At 73.0% G+C, this 20,619-nt stretch carries 19 protein-coding genes; 11 read left to right on the forward strand and 8 right to left on the reverse strand.

The window, feature by feature from the left end:
* Positions 1 to 65 precede the first annotated feature (65 nt).
* Entirely contained in the window at positions 66 to 875 is an 810-nt protein-coding gene (locus AB0I49_RS07890) for an SDR family oxidoreductase (protein WP_363225946.1), read from the forward strand.
* Between the two features lie 83 nt (positions 876 to 958).
* On the opposite strand, the gene AB0I49_RS07895 is transcribed toward AB0I49_RS07890, so the two are convergent.
* On the reverse strand, positions 959 to 1,756 hold the full coding sequence (locus tag AB0I49_RS07895; RefSeq protein ID WP_363226070.1) for an acetoacetate decarboxylase family protein: 798 nt from the start codon (positions 1,754 to 1,756) through the stop codon (positions 959 to 961).
* Between the two features lie 250 nt (positions 1,757 to 2,006).
* On the opposite strand from AB0I49_RS07895, the gene AB0I49_RS07900 reads away from it, so the two are divergent.
* From AB0I49_RS07900 to AB0I49_RS07920, 5 genes are all read left to right on the forward strand, one after another.
* Positions 2,007 to 3,380 carry a glutamine synthetase family protein gene (locus tag AB0I49_RS07900; protein WP_363225947.1) on the forward strand — a complete coding sequence of 458 codons (1,374 nt, stop codon included), beginning with the start codon at positions 2,007 to 2,009 and terminating at the stop codon, positions 3,378 to 3,380.
* Between the two features lie 46 nt (positions 3,381 to 3,426).
* Positions 3,427 to 4,707, forward strand: a complete 1,281-nt coding sequence (locus AB0I49_RS07905; RefSeq protein WP_363225948.1) for a cytochrome P450 — start codon at positions 3,427 to 3,429, stop codon at positions 4,705 to 4,707.
* A 311-nt stretch (positions 4,708 to 5,018) separates the two neighbouring features.
* On the forward strand, positions 5,019 to 5,426 hold the full coding sequence (locus tag AB0I49_RS07910) for a YciI family protein (protein WP_363225949.1): 408 nt from the start codon (positions 5,019 to 5,021) through the stop codon (positions 5,424 to 5,426).
* Between the two features lie 127 nt (positions 5,427 to 5,553).
* A complete protein-coding gene (locus tag AB0I49_RS07915) occupies positions 5,554 to 6,699 on the forward strand; it encodes a sigma-70 family RNA polymerase sigma factor (RefSeq protein WP_363226071.1) in 1,146 nt (381 codons plus the stop codon).
* Positions 6,700 to 6,913: 214 nt separating this feature from the next.
* A complete protein-coding gene (locus tag AB0I49_RS07920; RefSeq protein ID WP_363225950.1) occupies positions 6,914 to 7,735 on the forward strand; it encodes an IclR family transcriptional regulator C-terminal domain-containing protein in 822 nt (273 codons plus the stop codon).
* Positions 7,736 to 7,788: 53 nt separating this feature from the next.
* Here AB0I49_RS07920 and AB0I49_RS07925 read toward each other — a convergent pair whose 3' ends face one another.
* Together AB0I49_RS07925 and AB0I49_RS07930 are read right to left on the reverse strand one after the other, a co-directional pair.
* A complete protein-coding gene (locus tag AB0I49_RS07925) occupies positions 7,789 to 8,940 on the reverse strand; it encodes a hypothetical protein (protein WP_363225951.1) in 1,152 nt (383 codons plus the stop codon).
* 308 nt (positions 8,941 to 9,248) lie between these two features.
* Entirely contained in the window at positions 9,249 to 9,611 is a 363-nt protein-coding gene (locus tag AB0I49_RS07930) for a MerR family transcriptional regulator (RefSeq protein ID WP_363225952.1), read from the reverse strand.
* 63 nt (positions 9,612 to 9,674) lie between these two features.
* On the opposite strand from AB0I49_RS07930, the gene AB0I49_RS07935 reads away from it, so the two are divergent.
* A complete protein-coding gene (locus AB0I49_RS07935) occupies positions 9,675 to 10,520 on the forward strand; it encodes an alpha/beta fold hydrolase (protein ID WP_363225953.1) in 846 nt (281 codons plus the stop codon).
* A 26-nt stretch (positions 10,521 to 10,546) separates the two neighbouring features.
* Here AB0I49_RS07935 and AB0I49_RS07940 read toward each other — a convergent pair whose 3' ends face one another.
* On the reverse strand, positions 10,547 to 10,933 hold the full coding sequence (locus AB0I49_RS07940) for a hypothetical protein (protein WP_363225954.1): 387 nt from the start codon (positions 10,931 to 10,933) through the stop codon (positions 10,547 to 10,549).
* Between the two features lie 235 nt (positions 10,934 to 11,168).
* Here AB0I49_RS07940 and AB0I49_RS07945 point away from each other — a divergent pair, with 235 nt between their 5' ends.
* Entirely contained in the window at positions 11,169 to 12,347 is a 1,179-nt protein-coding gene (locus tag AB0I49_RS07945) for a glycoside hydrolase family 64 protein (protein WP_363225955.1), read from the forward strand.
* A gap of 65 nt (positions 12,348 to 12,412) precedes the next feature.
* Here the strand turns inward: AB0I49_RS07945 and AB0I49_RS07950 are convergent, their stop codons facing one another.
* Positions 12,413 to 13,342: an NADP-dependent oxidoreductase gene (locus tag AB0I49_RS07950; protein ID WP_363226072.1), complete on the reverse strand. Its 930-nt coding sequence runs from the start codon at positions 13,340 to 13,342 to the stop codon at positions 12,413 to 12,415.
* A 262-nt stretch (positions 13,343 to 13,604) separates the two neighbouring features.
* On the opposite strand from AB0I49_RS07950, the gene AB0I49_RS07955 reads away from it, so the two are divergent.
* Both AB0I49_RS07955 and AB0I49_RS07960 read left to right on the forward strand, forming a co-directional pair.
* Positions 13,605 to 14,645: a helix-turn-helix domain-containing protein gene (locus tag AB0I49_RS07955; RefSeq protein ID WP_363226073.1), complete on the forward strand. Its 1,041-nt coding sequence runs from the start codon at positions 13,605 to 13,607 to the stop codon at positions 14,643 to 14,645.
* Positions 14,646 to 14,757: 112 nt separating this feature from the next.
* Positions 14,758 to 15,282 carry a GNAT family N-acetyltransferase gene (locus AB0I49_RS07960; protein WP_363225956.1) on the forward strand — a complete coding sequence of 175 codons (525 nt, stop codon included), beginning with the start codon at positions 14,758 to 14,760 and terminating at the stop codon, positions 15,280 to 15,282.
* A 65-nt stretch (positions 15,283 to 15,347) separates the two neighbouring features.
* Here AB0I49_RS07960 and AB0I49_RS07965 read toward each other — a convergent pair whose 3' ends face one another.
* Positions 15,348 to 16,832, reverse strand: coding sequence for an MFS transporter (locus AB0I49_RS07965; protein WP_363225957.1), 1,485 nt, complete (start codon positions 16,830 to 16,832; stop codon positions 15,348 to 15,350).
* Positions 16,833 to 16,907: 75 nt separating this feature from the next.
* Here AB0I49_RS07965 and AB0I49_RS07970 point away from each other — a divergent pair, with 75 nt between their 5' ends.
* Entirely contained in the window at positions 16,908 to 17,645 is a 738-nt protein-coding gene (locus AB0I49_RS07970; RefSeq protein WP_363225958.1) for a TetR/AcrR family transcriptional regulator, read from the forward strand.
* Between the two features lie 35 nt (positions 17,646 to 17,680).
* Here the strand turns inward: AB0I49_RS07970 and AB0I49_RS07975 are convergent, their stop codons facing one another.
* Positions 17,681 to 19,018, reverse strand: coding sequence for a WS/DGAT domain-containing protein (locus tag AB0I49_RS07975; protein ID WP_363225959.1), 1,338 nt, complete (start codon positions 19,016 to 19,018; stop codon positions 17,681 to 17,683).
* A gap of 160 nt (positions 19,019 to 19,178) precedes the next feature.
* Positions 19,179 to 20,336, reverse strand: a complete 1,158-nt coding sequence (locus tag AB0I49_RS07980; protein ID WP_363225960.1) for an SDR family oxidoreductase — start codon at positions 20,334 to 20,336, stop codon at positions 19,179 to 19,181.
* Positions 20,337 to 20,619 lie beyond the last annotated feature (283 nt).

The following is a 20,619-nucleotide window of genomic DNA, read 5'->3' on the forward strand; positions in this document are numbered from 1 at the left end:
CCCCGCCCCGGCGCATTCGCCGGACCGCCCCTGAACCACCATCTCGCGAAAGGGAGTTGCCCCCTATGGACCAGCACACCGAGGCCCGGCCGCCCGTCCTGCTCGTGGCCGGGGCCAGCAGCGGGATCGGCGCGGCCGTCGCCGCGCGCGGCACGGCGGACGGGGCCCGCGTCGCGGTGTGCGCCCGGCGCGCCGACGCGCTGCGCGAGGTCGCGGACGCGTGCGGCGCGACGCCGTACGTCGCCGACGTGACCGTACGGAGCGAGGTCGACCGGCTGGTCGCGGACGTGGTGCGCGACCACGGCCGGCTGGACGGCGTGGTCGCCAACGCCGGGACCATCCGCCCCGGCGGGCTGCTCGAACTCGGCGACGAGGACTGGGACGCCACGCTGCGCACCAACCTCACCGCCGTCTTCCTGCTGGCCCGCGCGGCCCTCCCGCATCTCGTCGCCGCGCGCGGCGCGTTCGTCACGGTGGGCTCGGTCGCCGGGCTGCGCGCCGCCACGGGCGCGGGCGCGTACGCCGCGTCGAAGGCGGGCGCCGCCATGCTGACGAGCGTCATCGCCGCGGAGTTCGGCCCCCAAGGGGTGCGCGCCAACACGGTCTGTCCAGGGTGGACGCGCACGGAGATGGCCGACGAGGAGATGCGGGAGTTCGCCGGCGACGGGACCCCCTTGGACGCGGCGTACGCGCGGGCCACGGCGCTGGTGCCGCAGCGGCGCGCGGCGGCGGCCGAGGAGATCGCGGACGCCGTGCTGTGGCTCCTCGGGCCGCGCTCGTCGTACGTCAACGGGGCGACGCTGGCCGTGGACGGCGGCCTGACCATGGTGGACGCGGGGCGCGTGCCGTTCGACTTCACGCTCGCGCCGCGGTGACCGCCGGGGACACGGACGTACGGACACGGACGTACGGACACGGACGTACGGGCCCGCGATGGCCCCGGCGGCCGGGCGGGGCGCTACTCGCCCCCGCCCCGCTCCAGCAGCGTCCCCCCGTTCCAGCACACCCCGACCTGGCGGTAGTAGGCCCCGATCGGTTCCTCGACGGTGAGGGCGGCCAGCTCCTCGGAGGGCGACTCGAAGAGTTCCAGGTCGGCGTCGGCCGCCCACGCCTGGCCGCCCTCGAAGGAGGCGGCGCCGCTCTCGACGAGTTCGTCGAGGGCGAGCCCCGTCCCGTCGATCGAGGGCATCCAGCGGTGGTGGGCCATCGGGTGGCCGTTCACGAAGCCGCCCGTCTCCGACGGCTCGCGCAGCGTGGCGACGGCCTGCGCCAGCCGCCGGTCGCCCGCCGCGAGCGTCGCGCCGAAGACGGCCCCGGCCTCGATGCGGGGCGCGGGCCCGTACGGATGGGGCCTGGTCAGGTGGATGGAGCCGAGTTTCTTCGGGTAGCCCTGGTGGATTCCGCGGGCGAGGGCGAAGTCCTTGTCGACCCAGATGTGGACGCAGCGCGAGTAGGTGCGGCCGCGGTAGCCGCAGCGTACGACCGCGAAGCACTCCTTGTACTGGCCGCGCACCGGGTCGAGCAGTTCTTCCTTACCGGCGCCGCAGGACTGCCAGTCGGCCCAGATCAGCGCGACAGCGCCGGGGTCCTCGGCCGCCGGTTCGAGCGGCGCGGGCAGGAGTTCGCGGACCCGCGCGGGGTCGGTGCGGTATTCGATGGTGAGCAGGTCGCCCGAGTAGTACCAGGGCGGGGCCGGGATCAGCGACGCCCGCCCCGTGGCGGTCTTGGGCGGAAAGAATCCTCGGACGGTCGGCACGGTGGGCACAGCGGACTCCTGGAGTTCCTCGCCGGACGTATCGTTTGGGTCCGTACGTTATGACCTCGGCTGCGGCTTGTCACGGGCGGGCTGCCATCGCCGCCGATTCGCCGCACCCCCTTGCGCGGCACCCACGCCCTTCATATTGTTCGACCCCAAACGATCCATCGCGACGCCCCCACCACCCCCACCGATCCCACCGATTTCCCGAGTGAACCCGCCAACACGCCCCGCAGGAAGGCTGGACAGGGTGAGCGAAGAGAGCCCCGCACACGACGACCGGGCCCGCCGGGCCGTCACGGCGCTGCGCGCCCAGAACATCGACGTGGTGCGCGTCGTCTACCCCGATCTGCTGGGCGCCGACCGCGCCCGCGACGTCCTCGTCGACCACCTGCCGGCCGCCGTGCGCAGCGGCCTGACGTTCTGCCGCGCCGTCTATCACACCAGCCCCCAGAGCGACGTCGTCCCCATGCCGGGGGGCCTGTCGGCAGGGATGCCGGACATCTCGGTCCGGCCCGACCTCGACACCCTGCACCCACTGCCCTGGGAGCCCGGCGTCGCCTGGTGCCTGGGCGACGCCCTCGACCCGGCGACCGGCGGAGCGGCTGTCGAATCCCCCCGCGACCTGCTGCGCGGCGTGCTGGAGCGGTGCGGCGCGGAGCCGCACGCGGTGATCGGCCCCGAGCTGGAGTACTACCTGTGCGAGCGGGACGAGCGCTCGGCCACCGGCTGGTCGCCGTACGGGCAGGCCCCCGGCAACGTCTACAGCGCGGGGCTGCGCGGCGACCCCGACGGCCATCTGCTGCGCACCCTGCGCCACTTGAAGGAGCTGGAGATCGGCGCGACGGCCGGGAACCGCGAGTTCGGCAGCGGCCAGTTCGAGATCAACCTCGACCACTCGCCGGCCCTGGACGCCGCCGACCGCGCCTTCCGCTTCAAATCGGCGGTCAAGGAGATCGCGCGCACGGAGGGGCGGCTGGCGACCTTCATGGCCAGGCCCTTCAACGAGGAGGGCGGTTCCGGCTTCCATCTGCACCTGTCGATGGTGGACGCGGACGGCCGCAACGTCTTCGAAGGCCGGGCCGATGACAGCGCCGACGCGCACGGGCTGTCCGCCACCGCGCGGCACGCCATCGCCGGCGTCCTGGCCCACGCGCCCGCGCTCACCGCGCTGCTCAACCCGACCGTCAACTCCTACAAGCGCTTCGGCCCCGACACCCTCGCCCCCTGGCTGGTCGACTGGGGGCTGGACAACCGCAGCGCGATGGTGCGCATACCGCCCGAGCGCGGCGCCGGCACCCGCCTGGAACTGCGCCTCGGCGACGCCACCGCCAACCCCTATCTCGCCGTCGCGGGCGTACTCGCCGCCGTGGGGCTCGGCCTGCGGGAGAAGAAGGAGCCGCCCGAGCCGCTGCGCGGCTACGGCTACCGGGAGGGGACCGCGGCCCGGCTGCCCGGCACGCTCGGCGCGGCGCTGGACGCGCTGGAGGGCGACGCGGACCTGACCGAGGTGCTGGGCGCCGACTTCACCCGCTCGTTCCTCGCGTACAAGCGCAACGAGATCGGCCGGTTCCAGCAGTACGTCACGGACTGGGAGTTCAAGGAGTACGCCTTCCTCCTGTGACGGCACAGCAGCGCGCCCAGCCCGCCCGCACCGAAGGACAGCTCCCATGACCGTCACGTCCACCGCGCCCGAACCGCTCCCCCTCGACGCCGTCGACCTCGCCGACCCCGACAACTTCACCGACGGCGAGCTGCCCTGGCGGATGTTCGACACGCTGCGCCGCGAGGACCCCGTCCACTGGCAGCCGGAGCCCGCGGACGGCAACGGCTTCTGGGCCGTCACCCGGCACGCCGACATCGTGCGCGCCGGCAGCGACCCGGAGACGTTCACCTCCACGCTCTTCACCAACCTCGAAGAGGTCGACGAGGAGCACCGCGCCGCGCGCCGCTCCCTCCTGGAGACCGACGGCCCGCGCCACCGGGCCATGCGGCGGCTGCTCCAGCGGCAGTTCACGCCGCGCGCCGTCGCCGCGTACGAGGTGTTCCTGCGCGGGCTGACCGCGCGGACCCTCGACGCGGCGCTCGCCAAGGGAAGCCGCTTCGACTTCGTACGGGAGATCGCGGCCGACTTCCCCATCAACGTCCTCGCCCGCATGCTCGACGTCCCCGAGCACGACACCCGGCGGCTCATCGACTGGGGCAACCGCATCATCGGCAACACCGACCCCGACTACGCGGACGTCCTGCTCGGCACGGAGGAGAGCGAGCGCTACCGCGACCTGCCGTTCCGCAGCCCGGCGGCGCTGGAGGTCTTCGCGTACGGGCGGGAGCTGGCGGCCCGCCGCCGGGGCGCCGGCGGCGACGACCTGGTGAGCCGGCTGGTCGACGAGCCGCCGTCCGACGGGGTGCCGCTGTCCGCGCGGGACTTCGACAACTACTTCCTGCTGCTGGTCGTCGCGGGCAACGAGACGACCCGGCACGCCATCTCGCTCGCCACGCTCGCCCTGATCGACCACCCGGAGCAGCGGGAACTGCTGCGCCGGGACCCGTCCCTGATGCCGGGCGCGGTGGAGGAGTTCCTGCGCTGGTCCTCCCCCGTCTACCACTTCCGGCGCACCGCGACCCGCGACACCGAGCTGGGCGGCAGGCGGATCGCCGAGGGCGAGAAGGTCGTCCTCTGGTACGCCTCGGGCAATCGCGACGAGGCGGTCTTCGACGCCCCCCACCGCTTCGACGTCACCCGCTCCCCCAACGACCACCTCACCTTCGGCAAGGGCGGCCCGCACTTCTGCCTGGGCGCCTCGCTGGCCCGCCTGGAACTGCGCATCATGTTCGAGGAACTGCTCCCCCGCCTCGCCGACATCCGCCTCACCGCCGAGCCCCGCCGCGTCCGCTCCAACTTCGTCAACGGCCTCAAGGAACTGCCGGTCGAGATCACAGCGGCCTAGCCGTTCCGTCCAGTCCAGTCCAGCCCAGCCCAGCCCCGACTCATCCCGGCCCGGCCCGGCTCATCCCGTCCCTCCCCATCCCGTCCCGGCGGCCTCCTCCAGCCGTACGGCATCACGGTGACGTTCCCCGGCGCCGCCTTCATCACGGCCGGCTGAGCACGCCGCATGGCAGTCTCTCCTCATCGGACTCCTTCCGTCGAAAAAAGTTCGGCCGCGGATGTCGAGAACAGGTGACCGGCTCCGTCCCCGCAGTGAAGGCACCAGAGAACGCGACCGCGAAGCGGGTCGCGGCAGAGTCGAGGAGACCCACGATGGCCAAGTACTTGCTGCTCAAGCACTACCGCGGCGCCCCGAGCTCGGTGAACGACGTACCCATGGACCAGTGGACGCCGGAGGAGATCTCGGCCCATATGCAGTACATGAACGACTTCGCGGCCCGGCTGGAGAAGACCGGCGAATACGTCGACAGCCAGGCGCTCGCCCCCGAGGGGACGTTCGTACGGTACGACGGCGAGGGCCGGCCGCCCGTGACGGACGGGCCGTTCGCCGAGACGAAGGACCTCATCGCCGGCTGGATGGTGATCGACGTCGACAGCTATCAGCGCGCCGTCGAGCTGGCCGGGGAGCTGTCGGCCGCTCCCGGGGCGGGCGGAAAGCCGATCCACGAGTGGCTGGAGCTGCGCCCGTTCTACGGCGTGCAGCCCACCGTCACGGAATGACCGCACGGACATGAGCGCACGGAAATGACCGCATGGAATGAGCGCGCGGGGTGAGCGCGCGGGACAGCCGCACGGGACGACCTGACGGCATGACCTCATGGAGTGACCGAACGGCATGACCTCATCCATGGACGAGGCTCTGATCCGGAGCCTCACGCCGGGCGTGCTCGGCGTCCTCGTCCGCCGCGGAGCCGACTTCGCGGCGGCCGAGGACGCCGTTCAGGAAGCGCTCGTCGAGGCGGTGCGCGTATGGCCGGCCGACCCCCCGCGGGACGCGAAGGGCTGGCTGGTCACCGTGGCCTGGCGGCGGTTCCTCGACGCGGCGCGGGCGGACACCGCCCGCCGCCGGCGCGAGGACGCGGCCGACGAGGAGCCGCCGCCCGGACCCGCGGCCTCCGCGGACGACACGCTCCAGCTGTACTTCCTCTGCGCCCACCCGTCGCTGACCCCGTCGTCCGCCGTCGCGCTCACCCTGCGCGCCGTCGGCGGGCTCACCACCCGCCAGATCGCCCAGGCGTACCTGGTGCCCGAGGCGACGATGGCCCAGCGGATCAGCCGGGCCAAGCGCACCGTCTCGCGCGTGCGGTTCGACCGGCCCGGCGATGTCGCCACCGTGCTGCGCGTCCTCTACCTGGTCTTCAACGAGGGCTACTCCGGCGACGTCGACCTCGCCGCCGAGGCCATCCGGCTCACCCGGCAGCTCGCGGCCGCCGTCGACCACCCCGAAGCGGCGGGGCTGCTCGCCCTGATGCTGCTGCACCACGCCCGCCGTGCGGCCCGGACCGCCCCGGACGGCGGCCTGGTGCCGCTCGCCGAGCAGGACCGCGGCCGCTGGGACACCGCCTCGATCGCCGAGGGCATCGCGGTCCTGCAAGCGGCCCTCGCCCGCGACCGGCTCGGCGAATACCAGGCCCAGGCCGCCATCGCGGCGCTCCACGCCGACGCGCCCACCGCCGGGGAGACCGACTGGGTGCAGATCGTCGAGTGGTACGACGAGCTGGCGCGCCTCACCGACAGCCCCCTGGTCCGGCTCAACCGGGCCGTCGCGGTGGGCGAGGCCGACGGCCCGCGCGCCGGTCTGACGGCCCTCGCCGCGCTGGACAGCTCCCTCCCGCGGTACACCGCCGTGGCCGCGTACCTCCACGAACGCGACGGCGACCCGACGACGGCGGCGCGCCTCTACGCGGAAGCCGCCGCCAAGGCCCCCAACCTCGCCGAACGCGACCACCTGACCCGCCAGGCCGCCCGTCTCAACACCGGGCGGCGCCGCTGAGGGCGCGCGGCGCACGGTCGGCGGTCCGCGCGACACCGCGTTCACAAGCTCACGAGCGTTCAACGCGTTCACGCTCCACCGCCCTCGCGCGCCTTCCGCCCGTGAGATGGGTGGTGCTTGATGGAGAGGAAGCCCCTTCAGAACACGGTCTGCCGGGCGGGTACGCGCGGTGTGGCACAGGGCCGTGAAAAGCAGGGAAAGGAGGTTTCCACTGGTGTACAAAAGCATGTGCGAAAACGAACTGCCGCCCCTTTCAGCGCCTGTGACGGCCCATGGCGGGCGGCTGGCCGGCCGGTTGCTGAGCATCCTGAAGGCCGTCCGGGCGTGCGGCGAATCCGCCACCCTCACCCAGGTCGTACACCTCACCGGGCTGGCCAAGACCACAGCCCACCGGCTGCTGGCGGATCTGCAGGACCTGGACATGGTGAGCCGGAGCGGGGAGTGCTACCGGCTGGGAGCGGCGGTGCGGGAACTGGCCGTGCCCAGGGAGGAGCAGCACACCAGATACCTCCGGTACGCGCTCAAGCCGCTGCTGCTCCCCTTGTACGAGAAAACCCGGTACGTAGTCGGCCTCGGCGTACAGAACGGGAATACCGTGCGCTTCATCGAGCTGATCTACAGCGAGCAGTACAGCCCCGTCATCGGGCGGCTCGAAAAGCCGGTGCCGCTGCTCGACAGCGCCGCCGGAAAGGCGCTGCTGGCCTATCCCCCGGCGCGGTACGCACCGGGCCCCGGCCGGAAGGGCGGCGCCGAACCGCTCGCCGCGCAGTCGAGCCTCGGCGCCGAGCTGACCCGGATACGCAACCGCGGCATCGCCCTCGACGAACGCGCCGCCCCGCTGGGCCTGTCCGCCGCGGCCGCCCCCCTGTTCGGCCCGCGCGGGCAGCCACTGGCCGCGCTCAGCATCGGCGCGGCCCCCGAGGTGTTCGACCTCGCGCGGGGATGCGCGCTGCTACGGCACGCCGGTCCCCACGCCCGCCGGATCCTCCAGCGGACGTCGGTCGCCGTCGCGCACCCGTGGGCGGGCAGCGGCTGAGGCGGCGGACGAGGCGTCGGAGACGTCGCCTCGCGCCCGTACGGACCGCGGGGCTATTTCTTCGGGTTGCGGAGGCGTCCGAACGCTTTCGTGAGGGCGTTCAGCGGCGAGCCGTCCGAGGCGCCCGGTCCCAGGACGGACGGCCGGGGCGTGCCGTCGCCGCCGGTGGCGTCGGCCAGCGCGGCCTGTGCCTCCTCGGCCGCTTCCCGGTACAGGTCGCGGGAGTTCGTCATGGCGTCGAGCGCCTCGGCGTACTTGGCGACCAGGCCCTGGGCGTGGACCAGTTCCTCTTCCGGGGTGAGCAGGTGCCAGCCGTGGCGCAGCCGGGTCAGGGCCCGTTCGGCGTCGACGGGCAGAGGCCGTGTCAGGGCGGCGAACTCCTTGATCCTGTCGAGGAGTTCGGTCGGTTCCGTGCCGTCGAGGAAGACGTTGCGCACCGTGAAGCGCTCCGGGTCGTACTCCGGGTGCCGTGGTTCCGAGGGGAGGACGACGGCGCCGCCGCGCGGCATGCGCACGCTTAGTTCGCGCTTCATCGCGAAGTCGGCGATCTGCGCCTGCTCCGGCGTGCCCCGGTGCTCGACCACCCGGTGCCGCAGGCTCGGCGGCAGGAAGGCGGAGACCGGCTGCTGCCCCCTGGCGTCCGGTGTCATCGCCTCGTGCACGACGACGTGGACGTACCAGCTGTGCCGGGTGCAGTCGCGCAGCCGGCGGCGCAGTTCGTCGTCGTCCTTCGGCAGGTGGTTGGCGGTGCGCAGGCGTACGTCCGGGACGGTGTCGTAGTCCCAGGCGACGCGGTCGCTGTCGGGCCAGAACATGGTGGCGGGCGAGGGCCAGTGCGGCTCCCACGCCCGTTCCGCCTCGGCGGCGAGCACCCAGGTGACGCCTTCGCTCTTCTTGCGGCGGGCCTCGGGGTCGTACGTGGTCAGTTGCGCGCGTACGGTCACGTCGTCGGCCACGCGCCAGCGGGCCTCGAAGAGGCGGCGGGCGGCGGGCCCGGGGTCGGCGGCCTCGTCCCGCGGGTGCAGGACGGTGGAGCGGGCCGCCTCGGCGGGTTCGAGGTCCAGGAAGTCGTCGAGCACCCCGGCCGCCTTGAGGGCGATCAGGTTGCGCCGGGCGTCCTGCTCGGGTTCGGGCCCCAGGTGGCGCCCGCACGCGAGCCACGCGGAGTCGGGGGCGGTGGTCGAGGAGGTGCTGTTCTTGGCCATGGCGTAGTTCTGTGGGTGTTCGGGGCCCGACCAGTGTGGTCTGCGGACCTGGCGGTCATGGTCTGTGAACCTGGCGTGCGGTCTTCGTCCTCGGACCTGGCGTACGGCCCGTGGACCCGGCGATGGAAGCGGTACCCCGTCCACGGCCCCACCACGCTCGCCGGGCGGTGCGCGGGGCCGGGCGGGGAGGGGCTGAACCGGATCCTATAGCGGCGGCCCCGGCGGACGGGGGAACCCGGCGCCGACACCCTTGGGCCGGGGACCTCGGTATATGCGTTACGGGCGGCGGATGGCGGGACGGCCGCGGCTCAGTCCTCTGCTGAGGGGCCGGCGGCGATGACGGTGTCGAGGATCGTGCGGGAGGCCCGCAGTTCGTCGATGCTGCGGGTGATCCGCTCGCTTTCGTGCTTCAGCTGGGCGACGAGGTCCGGGCAGGTGGGGACGAGGCGGTCGTCGTCCGTGCGGACGCAGGGCAGGATCCGGGCGATGAGGGCGGTCGGGAGCCCGGCGGCGAGCAGGGAGCGGATGCGGCGCACGGTCTCCACGTCCGGTTCGCCGTAGACGCGGTAGCCGCTCGGCAGCCGGTCCGGTTCCAGCAGCCCTTGCTGCTCGTAGTAGCGCAGCAGCCGCTCGTGGACCCCCGTGCGCCGGACCATCTCCTTCATCCGCATGCGGATTGCCTCCCGGCTCCCGACTTGACTCTGACATTGGTGTCGGAGTTTAGCTTCGTCGGCATGAACCGAGTCGGCACCACCACCGTTGAGCGCACTGAGCACACCGAGCGCGCTGAGCGCACACTTCCCGCCCCTGACCTCGACGTCGTCGTACGGGGCAGCGGCCCCGCCCTGCTGCTGGCGCACGGCGCGGGCGGCGGAATCCACGGCAACTTCGGCCTCGTACTGGACGATCTCTCCCGCGACCACACCCTTGTCGGCCCGCACTATCCGGGGGCGGGCGGCACGCCGGTGGCCGCAGCCCCCTTGGATCTGGACGAACTGGCCGACCAGTTGGTCGCCTCCGCCGTCGCGGCGGGGCAGGAGTCGTTCGCCGTGCTCGGCGAGTCGCTGGGCAGCGCCGTGGCCGTACGCGTCGCTGCCCGGCATCCCGAACGCGTCACCGCGCTCGTCCTCACCGCCGGTTTCGCCGTCGCGGACCCGGTCCTGGCTCTGGCGGCCCAGCTCATCAAGACTCTGGCCGGAGCGGGCCGCTGGGACGAGGTGGCCCGGTTCGCCACGCTGTCGTGCATGTCCCCTACGGACCTGGCGAACACCGCCCCGTCCGACCTCGACGCGCAGGTGGCCCGGACCCTCGCCGACATGCCGCCCGGCACGGTGGACCACTTCGACCTGGTCTCCCGAGTCGACGTCCGCGCCGACCTTGCGACCCTGACCGCCCCCACCCTGGTAGCGGCCCCGACCGGCGACCGCCTCGTACTCCCCCAAAACTCCCACCACCTGGCCGCCGCCATCCCCGACGCCACCCTCATCACCCTCCCCGACGCCGCCCACATCCTGAGCACACCCGACCGCATGGCGTGGCTACGGCACGTACGCACCTTCCTGGACGGCATCGCCGCGTAGCCGGTGCGTCGGCCGAGGCCCCGGTGTCAGGAGGCGAGCTTCTCCATGACGCGGTCGCGGAGGAGCTCGTACTCCTCGCGGAGCCTGGACCAGTCGGACTCGGGTGGGCGGGGTATGACGTTGCCGGCGGTGACGGTTTCCTCCGGTGCGAACTGCTCGCGGGTGAGGTCGATCTCGACGCCCATGCCGAGGCGGTTCCACCAATGGAAGTCCACCCGCTCGCCGTCGACGTGCACCTCTCCCCGGAGCAGTTCGCCGCCCAGCAGGTCGTTGAGGACCATGGCGGTCACACCGCACTGGTCCCGAGCGGGGTTGTCCGGCGTCCAGCGCGACCGGAATTCGGGCGTGCAGGTCTCGGCGCTCCCGCTGCTGCGAATGGCTCGTTCGATGTCGGCGAGAAGCAGTGTCGTCATGCCGGTGATCCTGCCAGCGGGCACTGACAATCACCGGCCGGGCGAACGGCCGCCGCTTTCGGCTGCCGCCTCCGCCCCGAAACGGGCAGAAGTCGGAAGCAAGATCGCCCTGGCAACACCTCCCGCAACACGGATTCCTCGCGCTAACTTCTGTGGTGACCTGTTTCTCGGGCTCTCGGACTCTGGCTCGTCGGTCAGGGGCCGAGCCCCCCACTTCGCCGAGGAGCGCCACTTCATGAGCATGCACCTGAGCCGCAGGAAGTTGCTTGGAGGGGTAGCGGCCACCGTCGCCGCGGCCGGGACCGGCCTTACTCTCGCAAGCCCACGCGCCATCGGCGCCCAGCAGCAGGCTGCCGGTTCGCTGCCTCTCTCGATCGTCAACAAGACCGGAAAGTTCGGCAATTCGTCGATATGGGTCTACATAGTCGGCAATCAGGGCGACCGCCAGGTCCACGTCACCCCGGACGGCAAGATCGCGCCCGTACAGCTGTCGGACAACGGGGCCGACGGCTACACCGACTACGCCATCCCGCTCAGCGGCAGCGGGGACACCAAGCTGACGTTGCCTCAGATGTCCGGGCGGATCTACGTCGCGCTCGGCGACAAGCTCAAGCTCAAGGTCGTTACGGACGGCGCGGGCAAGGCCGCGCTCCAGTACCCGGCCGGATGGGTGTCCGGCGACCCGAACTACAAGGTCCTGCACGACTGCGCCGAGTTCACGTTCACCGCGGACGGCATGTTCTGCAACACCACCATGGTGGACATGTTCAGCGTCCCGCTCGCCATCCACCTCACCGGAGCCAAGGACCAGACGACCGGCACCCTCAAGGACGGCGCCCGCGCGAAGATCTTCTCCGATCTCGCCGGCGTCGAGGCGTTCGCGCCGCTCATCGTCGACCGCGACCTGCGCGTCATCGCCCCCGGCCACGGCCTGGACTCCGGCCTGTTCGCCAAGGACTACTTCGCCCCGTACATCGACGAGGTGTGGAACGCGTACGGGTCCAAGGACCTCAAGGTCACCACCGACGCGGGCACGTTCACCGGCCGGGTGAGCGGCGGGCAGTTCGCCTTCAACGGCCCCGCCTCCGTCTCCTTCGCCAAGCCCAGCACCCGTGACGTGCTCTTCTGCGACGGCGCCCTGGCCGCCCCCAACGACGGGCGCACCGGGCCGGTCGCCGCCGTCCTCGGCGCGGGCTTCAACCGCACCACGCTGCACGACACACCTGCCCAGCCCACCACCGACCCGGCCGCGTTCTACCGGGCGCGTACGACCAACCACTACGCCAAGGCCATGCACGAGGCCACCACCGACGGCCACGCGTACGGCTTCGCCTTCGACGACGTTGCGGGCTTCGCCTCGTACATCCAGGACACGGCGCCGACAGCGGTCACGCTCACCCTGACGGCCTTCTAGGACGCCGCGGTCCCCGGCCGCCACCCCTCGCGGCCGGGGACCGCGCCCGTGCGTCGCATCTCACCTCAGCGCACCGTGATGACCAGCTTCCCCGTGGTGCGCCCTGTCTCCCCCAGCGCATGGGCACGGGCTCCGTCGGCCAATGGGAACGTGCCGGACACGTGGGCGCGGAGCCTGCCGCGCTCGACGAGTTCGGCGATGGCGCACATCCCGGCCCGGTCGTGTTCGACCAGCAGGTTGACGGCGCGGACCCCCGCCTTCTCCGCCGCGGCCCGGGTGTCCTTGTCACCTGGCAGCAGAGAGACGAGAACGCCGCCGGGGCGCAGTACGCCCACGGATCGGGTGGCGGTCCGCCCGCCGAGTGCGTCGAGGACGACGTCGTAGCGCTCCTCGGCGCCGGCGAAGTCCTCGGAGCGGTGGTCGACGCAGACGTCCGCGCCGAGTTCGCGCAGGAAGTCGCGCTTGGGGGCGCTCGCCGTTCCGGTGACGTGCGCGCCACGCTCCTTGGCGATCTGCACGGCGAGGTGGCCGACGCCGCCGGCCGCGGCGTGGATCAGTACCCGCTGCCCGGCCCGGAGGTCCGCGGTCTCGACGAGGGACTGCCAGGCGGTGAGCGCGGCCAGCGGCAGGGCGGCCGCCTGGACGTGGTCGACGCCGGCGGGCTTGGCGGCGAAGGCGCGGGCGGGCCCGGTCACGTACTCGGCGTGGGAGCCGGCTCCGTACGGGTACGGCAGCATACCGAACACCTCGTCACCGGGGCGGAAGAGGGTGACGCCGAAACCGGTCTCCACCACGGCGCCGGAGACGTCCCAGCCGAGGGTGAGCGGCGGGGGCGGCAGGAAGATGCTCGCGGCGCGGTGCTTGAAGTCCGTGGGGTTGAGTCCGGCCGCGTGCACGGCGACGAGGATCTCCCCGGGACCGGGCGCGGGCCGCGGGAGTTCGGTCAGCCGCAGGACCTCGGGGCCGCCGAGGGCCGTCTGGTGCAGGGCGAGCATGACGGGAGCGTCGCCCGTGGCCCCGTCCAGGTTCGGGGGGATGCGGTTCTCGGGGATGCGGTTCTCGGGGGTGCGCGTCGAAGGCATGCCGTGATCCTCGCCGTACGGTCCGCTCCGCCGCGATGGCCAAAAGGTCATCCTCCGATACATTCCTGCCATGCTTCCTGGCTCCCGCCGCGCTCCCGGCGCCCACGCCGCGCCCTCCTTGCCGCATGCCCTCTCCGAACGGGCGGCCGAACGCGCCGCCGAGCTGGAGCGCCGGATGCGCCCGGCCCCGCGGCCCGCCGCGCACAAGGTCGTCGTCCTCGCCCTCGACGGTGTCTACCCCTTCGAACTCGGCATCCCCCACCGGGTCCTGGGCTCCGCCGACGGCCGCTACGAGGTGGTCTCCGCGAGCGTCGACGGGCAGCCCGTACGGACCGACGCGGACCTGACCGTCACGCCCGGTCACGGCCCCGAGGCGCTGGCCGACGCGGACACCGTGATCATCCCGCCGTACGCGCTCGCCCCCGCGCCGACCGCCGCGTCCACCGCCGCCGCGGCCGCCGCCCCGGACCCGCGGGCCCTCGCCGCCCTGTCCCGTGTCCGCCCCTGCACGCGCCTGGTGTCCATCTGCACGGGCGCCTTCCTGCTGGCCGCGGCCGGCCTCCTGGACGGGCGCCGGGCCACCACGCACTGGGCGCTCGCCGACTACTTCCGGGAGCTCTTCCCCCGGGTCGAACTCGACGCCGATGTGCTCTTCGTCGACCACGGAGACGTACTGACCTCCGCGGGCGCGGCGAGCGGCATCGATGTCTGCCTGCATCTGGTGCGCCAGGACCACGGCAGCGAGGTGGCGGGCCAGGTGGCCCGATGCTGCGTCGTGCCGCCCTACCGGGACGGCGGCCAGGCGCAGTACATCGAGCGGCCGTTGCCGCCCGCGAGCGAGACCGGTACCGGGCCGACCCGCGACTGGGCCCTGCGGCGCCTGGACCAGTCGCTGCCCCTGGGCGAACTGGCCGCCCACGCGGCGATGAGCACCCGCACCTTCGCCCGGCGCTTCCACGAGGAGACCGGCCTCAGCCCCGGCCGCTGGCTGACCCAGCAGCGGCTGCGGCACGCCCGCCGCCTCCTGGAGTCCAGCGACCTGTCCGTGGAACACATCGCCCACCAGGTCGGCTTCGCCACCGCCGCTTCCCTGCGGCGGCACTTGGCGGCGGAGGCGGGGGTCGCCCCGTCGACGTACCGGCGCACGTTCCGCGCCTCAACTCCGGTCTCAGCCACGACCGCGGGTGCGGGCGCCGGCGTCGTCGGCAGGGGCTGACGCAGCGGCGCCGGGTCCGTACCGGCCTGTCGGCTGCACCGGCTCGGGTTTGCGACAGCGACCCGTGCGCCCACGCGTCCACGCACCCACGCGCCCGTGTGAGAATCCCGAGATGCATTCAGACATTGACACCGCGCCGATCACGCTCCAGCCCGCGACTGCCGAATTACGGCCCGTCATCGAGCAGTTGATGGAGTTGTTCCGGCACGACATGTCGGAGTTTCTCGGTCATCTCCCGGACGCTGACGGGAGGTTCGGCTTTAGCCGTCTGCCTCTCTTCTTCGATGAGCCGGAACGGGAAGCCCTGGTGGTTCAGTGCGGTACGGCGCCGGCCGGGTTCGTTCTGACGCGGCGTATGGACGAGGGCGCGACTTCGATCTCCGCGTTCTTCGTCGTCCGGGCGCTGCGCAGGCGCGGGGTCGGCCGCCATGTCGCTCTCCAGTTGCTGCGCACCAGGCCCGGTGCGTGGGGAATCGCCTTTCAGGAGGCCAACTCGGGTGCTGCCCGCTTCTGGCGAGGAGTCGCCACAGCGGCCGTCGGTCCGGAGAACTGGCACGAGGAAACCCGCCCGGCCCCCACGTCGTCCCCCGTGAATCTGCCGGAGGATCAGTGGATCTTCCTCGACACGAGCCGGTAGTACGAGTGGCCCGGCCCCGGCACCGGCAGCCAGGGGCCGACGGCGCCGGCGGGGCACCCACCGGGTCACCCCTGCGACTGCTGGGCCTGCTTGGGCAGGAGTGAGACGAGCAGCAGGGTCAGGGCGTACAGGGCGGCGCAGATGGCGAAGATCAGTTCGGCGGCGGCGAAGTAGGAGCCCGAGCCCGCGGAGGCGTGTCCCACGCGGGCGAAGAAGGCGGTGCCGAGGGCGGCGACGCCGATGGCGTTGGCGAATTGCTGGACGGCGTTGAGCATGCCCGCGCCCGTACCGACCTCCTCGGCAGTGGCGTCGCCGAGGATGTAGTCGAACAACGGGATGAACACCAGGCCCGCGCCGAACCCGGTCAGGAACAGCGACGGCGTCAGCCTCCAGACGGTGACGTCCGTACCCCAGTGGGCCGTGGACCACCACAGGCCGAGCACGCCGACGACGGCGATCGACAGGCCGATGTGCAGAGCCGTGCGCCCCAGCCTCTCCGCCAGTGCTCCGCCGCCGAACAGGACGGCGACGGTGGTGCCGAGGGCCCAGGGGATCAGGGCCAGGCCGGTGCGCAAGGGCGCCCAGCCCAGGCCGAGTTGCAGCAGCAGGTTGATGACGAGGATGAACGCGCTCAGCGCGCCGTAGAACCCGGCGACGACCAGCAGACCGACCACGAAACCGCGCTTGCGGAAGAGGGACGGTGCGATGACGGGGTGGCTGCTGCGGCGCTCGGAGGCGATGAACAGGGCCAGTACGGCGGCCGAGGCGGCCATCATGACGTACGTCCAGGCCGGCCAGCCCAGTTCGCGCCCCTGGATGAGCGGGACGATCAGCAGGGCGGACGCGGCGGTGAGCAGGCCCACGCCGGTCGCATCGAGGCGGGCGCCCGGGTCCTCGCCGCCGCGGCGGGGCAGTACGCGCCGGCCGAGCGCGACGGCGGCGACGCCGAAGGGGACGTTGATCAGGAAGATCGACCGCCATCCGCTGCCGAACAGGTCCAGGTGCAGCAGCCACCCCGCCAGGATCGGGCCGCCGACGGTGGCGAGCCCCATGATCGGGCCGAACGGCATCAGCGCCTTGCGGAGCAGATGCGGCGGAAAGGCGACCTTCACCAGCGCCATGCCCTGCGGGATCAGCACGGACCCGAACAGGCCCTGCAGCACGCGGGCCGCGATCAGGAAGCCGGGGCCGGGGGCCAGCCCGCAGGCCAGCGAGGTCAGGGTGAAGCCCGCCATGCCGATCAGGAACAGCCGGCGGCGGCCGATCAGGTCGCCGAGCCGGCCCGAGGTGATCAGGCCGAGCGCGAAGGCCGCGGTGTAGGCGGACAGCACCCACTGGAGCGTCATCGGCCCACCGCCGAGATCGGCCCGGATCGAGGGGCCGGCGAGGTTGGCGACGCTGGAATCGACGAGGTCCATGATCTCGCCGAGGAAGACGACCACGAGCACCAGCCACGTGGAACGCGTGGGCGTCGACATCGGCTGCGGCAGCGACGGAAGTATCGGCGACGCCGTCTCGGCATCGCTGGAAGAACATTGTTCTAGGTTCACGAACACCATTCGAGCATGGGCGAACGGCGTTCGCAAGTAAAGAACGCTGTTTGTTCAAGCAGGTATGCTCGGCCCATGGCATCCACCCCCCGGCAGCGCCGCGCCGCCCGCCACCACCAGCCCCTCCCCGAGCCCGAGTCCGAGGCCGCGCCCGAGTCCGAGGCTCCGGCGGGGCGGGGTCGGCGCGCGCGGCCGATCACGGTGGACGCCATCGTCGACGCCGCCCTCGGCATCGTGGCGCGCGAGGGCTACGAGGCCCTGACCATGCGGCGCGTGGCGACCGCCCTGGAGACCGGGCCCGCGTCGCTGTACGCGCACGTCGTCAACAAGGAAGACCTCGACGAACTCCTCATCGGCCGCCTCTGCGCCGAGATCGACCTGCCCGAGCCGGACCCCGCCGCCTGGCGGGAGCAGATCACCGGCGTGTGCGCCCGGATGCGCGACCAGTACGTACGCCACCCCGGCATCTCCCGCGCCGCGCTCGCCGCCGTCCCCACCAACCAGGACACGCTGCGCCTCGGCGAGGGCATGCTCGCCATCCTGCTCGCCGGCGGCATCGCCCCGCGGACCGCCGCCTGGGGCATCGACGCCCTGATGCTCTACGTCAACGCGTACACGCTTGAACGTTCCCTGCTCGGCCACTCCGGCGACGCGTGGGTCGTCGACCGGGACGAGCTGCTGACACGGTTCGCGCACCTGCCCGGCGCCTTCCCGTACACCAGGCGCCATGCCGCCGAGCTCACCTCGGGGGCCGGCCACGAGCGCTTCGACTTCACCGTCGAGCTGATCCTCGACGGACTGGAGCGCCGCTGACATTCCCCTCCGCCCGCAGTCGCCCGCAGTCGCCCTCAGCCGCCCAACTCCTCCAGCTCCTCCAGCTCTCGCAGCCACAAGCCGGGCAGGTCAGCCGTCCCCCGCACCTCGGCATCGACCGTGAAACCCACGCTCACCCGGCCGTTCACGGACACCAGCACCGCGGACAGCGGGTGGCCCGCCGGGAGGAAGTTGAGCGGGAGCACCTCCTGTACGGGCGCGCCCGCCAAGCGGAGCGGGTGGGCGGGGCCGTGGACGTTGCTGGCGAGAAGCGTGGCGCGGTCGGGGCGGAAGTAGCGTTCCATGCACCACGCGCCCAGCGAGCGCGGCAGCCCCCAGAACACGCCGTGCACCACGGGGTGGCGCAAGGCGCGTGCCAGGCCCGCCGTCCGCGCGGTGACCGCGGCCAACCGCTCGCGCGGGGCGGCGACATCCACGGGCAGGGTGACGCGGCCGGGGATGTGGCGGTTGCGCAGGACGCCTTCTCGGTGGCGGCGGATGTTGACCGGGCACAGGGCCCGTACCGCACGCAGCCTGTCGGCGGTCCCCTCCCCCGCCCACGCGCGCAGCGCCCCGGCCAGTGCCGCCAGATAGACGTCGTTGACGGTCGCGCCGTGCCGGTGGCCGATGCGGCGCAGGACGTCGAGGCGGGTGTGGGCGAAGAGGTGGCGCAGGCGGGGCGGGGCGTCGGTCCGTACATCGGCCCGTACATCGGCCCGTACATCGGCCCGTACATCGGCGAGCCGGTCGGCCCGGCCGCCGCGGTCCAGCATCGGGCCGGCCACCGCCCGGCCCGCGCGGACCAGGTCGGCGACGGCCCGCCGGGCGGCCGTCACTCCGCCGCCGCCGCGCCGGGGCGCGCGACGGGCGGCGGCGGAGAAGGCGGTGGCGCCGTCCGGGGCCTCGGGGGAGCAGAGCGCGGCGAGTACGGTCGCGACGCCGCCGCCGTCGAGCAGGACGTGGTCCCCGCGCCACAGCAGCGCGAACCGGTCGCCCGGCAGCCCGGTCAGGACCGTGCAGTCCCAGCCCGCTTCCGGCAGCGGGCGGGCCGCCTCGGCGTCCAGCGTCCGGTGCCAGCGGCCCACCGTCGCGTCGGCGGCGTCCACTGCCGCGTACCGCATCCGGCCGGCCGCCGCCTCGGGGGCGCCGAGCGCGGGGAAGGACGCCGCGGAACGTTCGAGGACCGTCCGCAGCAGGGCGTCCTCGGGCACCGGACCGGCGCAGACCAGAGCGGCCCCGATCGCCAGGCTGGTCCGGGGGTGGCCGGCCCGGTACCTCGCCAGCCCCGCGTCGGAGAGCAGAACCGCCCCGGCGCCCGGCTCCGAGCCCGTGCGCCGCTCCGACCACCGACGGTCCGCACTCGGACGAGGCATACCCGCTTCCTCCCCCCACCCCGGCCAACGGCCCCTACCCCGCCGAGCCGTATCCGCTTCCTCCCGCCGCTCCGGCCGCTCCGGCCGACGAGCCTTCCCCCGCCCGGCGGTTCGCGTCCCCTCCCGCGGCCCCTTCGCAGCGCGCGGCCCCTTCACGGCGCTACACCGCCGCCGTCCGGCTCGCGCCGTCGCGGTCGAAGGCGCGGCTGAGGTAGGCCGCGTCCACGTCCGGCGGCTCGGGGAGGTCGCCCACGTCCTCGCGCAGGTGGGTCCGGTCGTACGTGCGCCGCTGTACGCCGAAGTCGAGGAGGTGGCCGGCGTGTTCGATGACGAGGGCCTCGTGGCGGGAGGGGTTGCGTACGGTCGGGACGACGGTGAGGCGCAGGCCGGGGTAGAGGTCGCGCAGGGCGTCGCGGGCCGCGGGGAAGGCGACTTCGCGGGGGTGGGTGATGTGCACGGTGCGTACGCCGACGCCGGTACGGGCGCGGCCGGCGGCGGCCACGCGCATCAGCGCCTCGGCGGCGTAGTCGGCCTGGAGGAGGTTCATGGTGCCGTTCGGGTCGCCCTGGAGCCGCATGGGCAGGACTCCGCCGCGCATGGGGAGTTCGGGGAGCGGGCCGGTGCGGGGGCGGAGGGTGTCGTCGACGAGGCGGGCCACGTAGTCCAGGGGCTGCGCGGGCAGTCCGGCGGGGGCCGGGCGGTCGGCCACGAGGAGGCTGGGGCGGGCGATGACGGCGCGGCGGCCCTTCGCCGCGGTCCAGGCGCGGATCATGCGCTCGGCGGTGTACTTCGTCTCCTCGTACCGGGTGTGGAAGCCGTCGGCGTCGCTGAGGTCGTCCTCCATGATGTGGCCCGCGTCCCGCCGGCCGGCGACGAAGGCGGTGCTCACATGCACGAGGTGGGCGTCCGGGGCCCGTTCGGCCAGGTCCAGTACGGCGCGGGTGCCGCGGACGTTGGTGCTGAACAGTTCCGACTGGTCGCCCGCGAGGTGGAGGAGGGCGGCGCAGTGCCACACCTCGCGGGCGTCGGCGGCGACTTCGGCGAGCTGCTCGGGCGTCAGTCCCAGCGCCGGCCGGGTCAGGTCGGCGCTCACGTAGCGCAGGCGCCGCCACGCGTCCGGCGCGATGGGCGGGCCGTCGAGCCAGGCGACGGCGGCCTCTACGCGCTCACGCAGGGTCTCCGGGGAGCCGCGGCCCAGCACGGTCACGGTTTCGCGGGTCTCCCCCGCCTCCCCCGCCTTCCCGGCCTCCCCGGCGAGCAGGTGCCGCAGGACGCGGCTGCCCAGGAATCCGCTTGCTCCTGTGATGACGACTGACACAGCGCGCTCCTCTGCGAGTTCTTGCCTCGGGGCCGCCGGGGCCACCGGGGCCGCCGGGGCGGCGTATACCGGCCGATCCGATCACCGCGGCGACGGTGCGCGCTCCGGTCGCGGGCTTCCGGCGTCCCGTGTCCGGGCCTCGTCCGGGCCTGTGGGCCGGGCGTGGCACGCCCGGCAGGGTGTTCCCGAAACCACCCCTACGAGTGAAGGTGACGCAGAGACCTCTTTTCACCCTCTTCAGCGTTTCTGAGGCATTCTCCCGCGATGGGCGACTCCAACCGTT

The organism is Streptomyces sp. NPDC050617, from assembly GCF_040654795.1.
In the GTDB taxonomy this organism is placed as follows: Bacteria; Actinomycetota; Actinomycetes; order Streptomycetales; family Streptomycetaceae; genus Streptomyces.

Bases quoted from the DNA above. Each gene is read 5' to 3' on its own strand.
- AB0I49_RS07890 (WP_363225946.1), top strand. From the start codon at position 66: ATGGACCAGCACACCGAGGCCCGGCCGCCCGTCCTGCTCGTGGCCGGG.
- AB0I49_RS07905 (WP_363225948.1), top strand. From the start codon at position 3,427: ATGACCGTCACGTCCACCGCGCCCGAACCGCTCCCCCTCGACGCCGTC.
- AB0I49_RS07910 (WP_363225949.1), top strand. From the start codon at position 5,019: ATGGCCAAGTACTTGCTGCTCAAGCACTACCGCGGCGCCCCGAGCTCG.
- AB0I49_RS07915 (WP_363226071.1), top strand. From the start codon at position 5,554: ATGGACGAGGCTCTGATCCGGAGCCTCACGCCGGGCGTGCTCGGCGTC.
- AB0I49_RS07925 (WP_363225951.1), bottom strand. From the start codon at position 8,940: ATGGCCAAGAACAGCACCTCCTCGACCACCGCCCCCGACTCCGCGTGG.
- AB0I49_RS07930 (WP_363225952.1), bottom strand. From the start codon at position 9,611: ATGCGGATGAAGGAGATGGTCCGGCGCACGGGGGTCCACGAGCGGCTG.
- AB0I49_RS07935 (WP_363225953.1), top strand. From the start codon at position 9,675: ATGAACCGAGTCGGCACCACCACCGTTGAGCGCACTGAGCACACCGAG.
- AB0I49_RS07940 (WP_363225954.1), bottom strand. From the start codon at position 10,933: ATGACGACACTGCTTCTCGCCGACATCGAACGAGCCATTCGCAGCAGC.
- AB0I49_RS07945 (WP_363225955.1), top strand. From the start codon at position 11,169: ATGAGCATGCACCTGAGCCGCAGGAAGTTGCTTGGAGGGGTAGCGGCC.
- AB0I49_RS07950 (WP_363226072.1), bottom strand. From the start codon at position 13,342: ATGCTCGCCCTGCACCAGACGGCCCTCGGCGGCCCCGAGGTCCTGCGG.
- AB0I49_RS07955 (WP_363226073.1), top strand. From the start codon at position 13,605: ATGCGCCCGGCCCCGCGGCCCGCCGCGCACAAGGTCGTCGTCCTCGCC.
- AB0I49_RS07960 (WP_363225956.1), top strand. From the start codon at position 14,758: ATGCATTCAGACATTGACACCGCGCCGATCACGCTCCAGCCCGCGACT.
- AB0I49_RS07970 (WP_363225958.1), top strand. From the start codon at position 16,908: ATGGCATCCACCCCCCGGCAGCGCCGCGCCGCCCGCCACCACCAGCCC.
- AB0I49_RS07975 (WP_363225959.1), bottom strand. From the start codon at position 19,018: ATGCCTCGTCCGAGTGCGGACCGTCGGTGGTCGGAGCGGCGCACGGGC.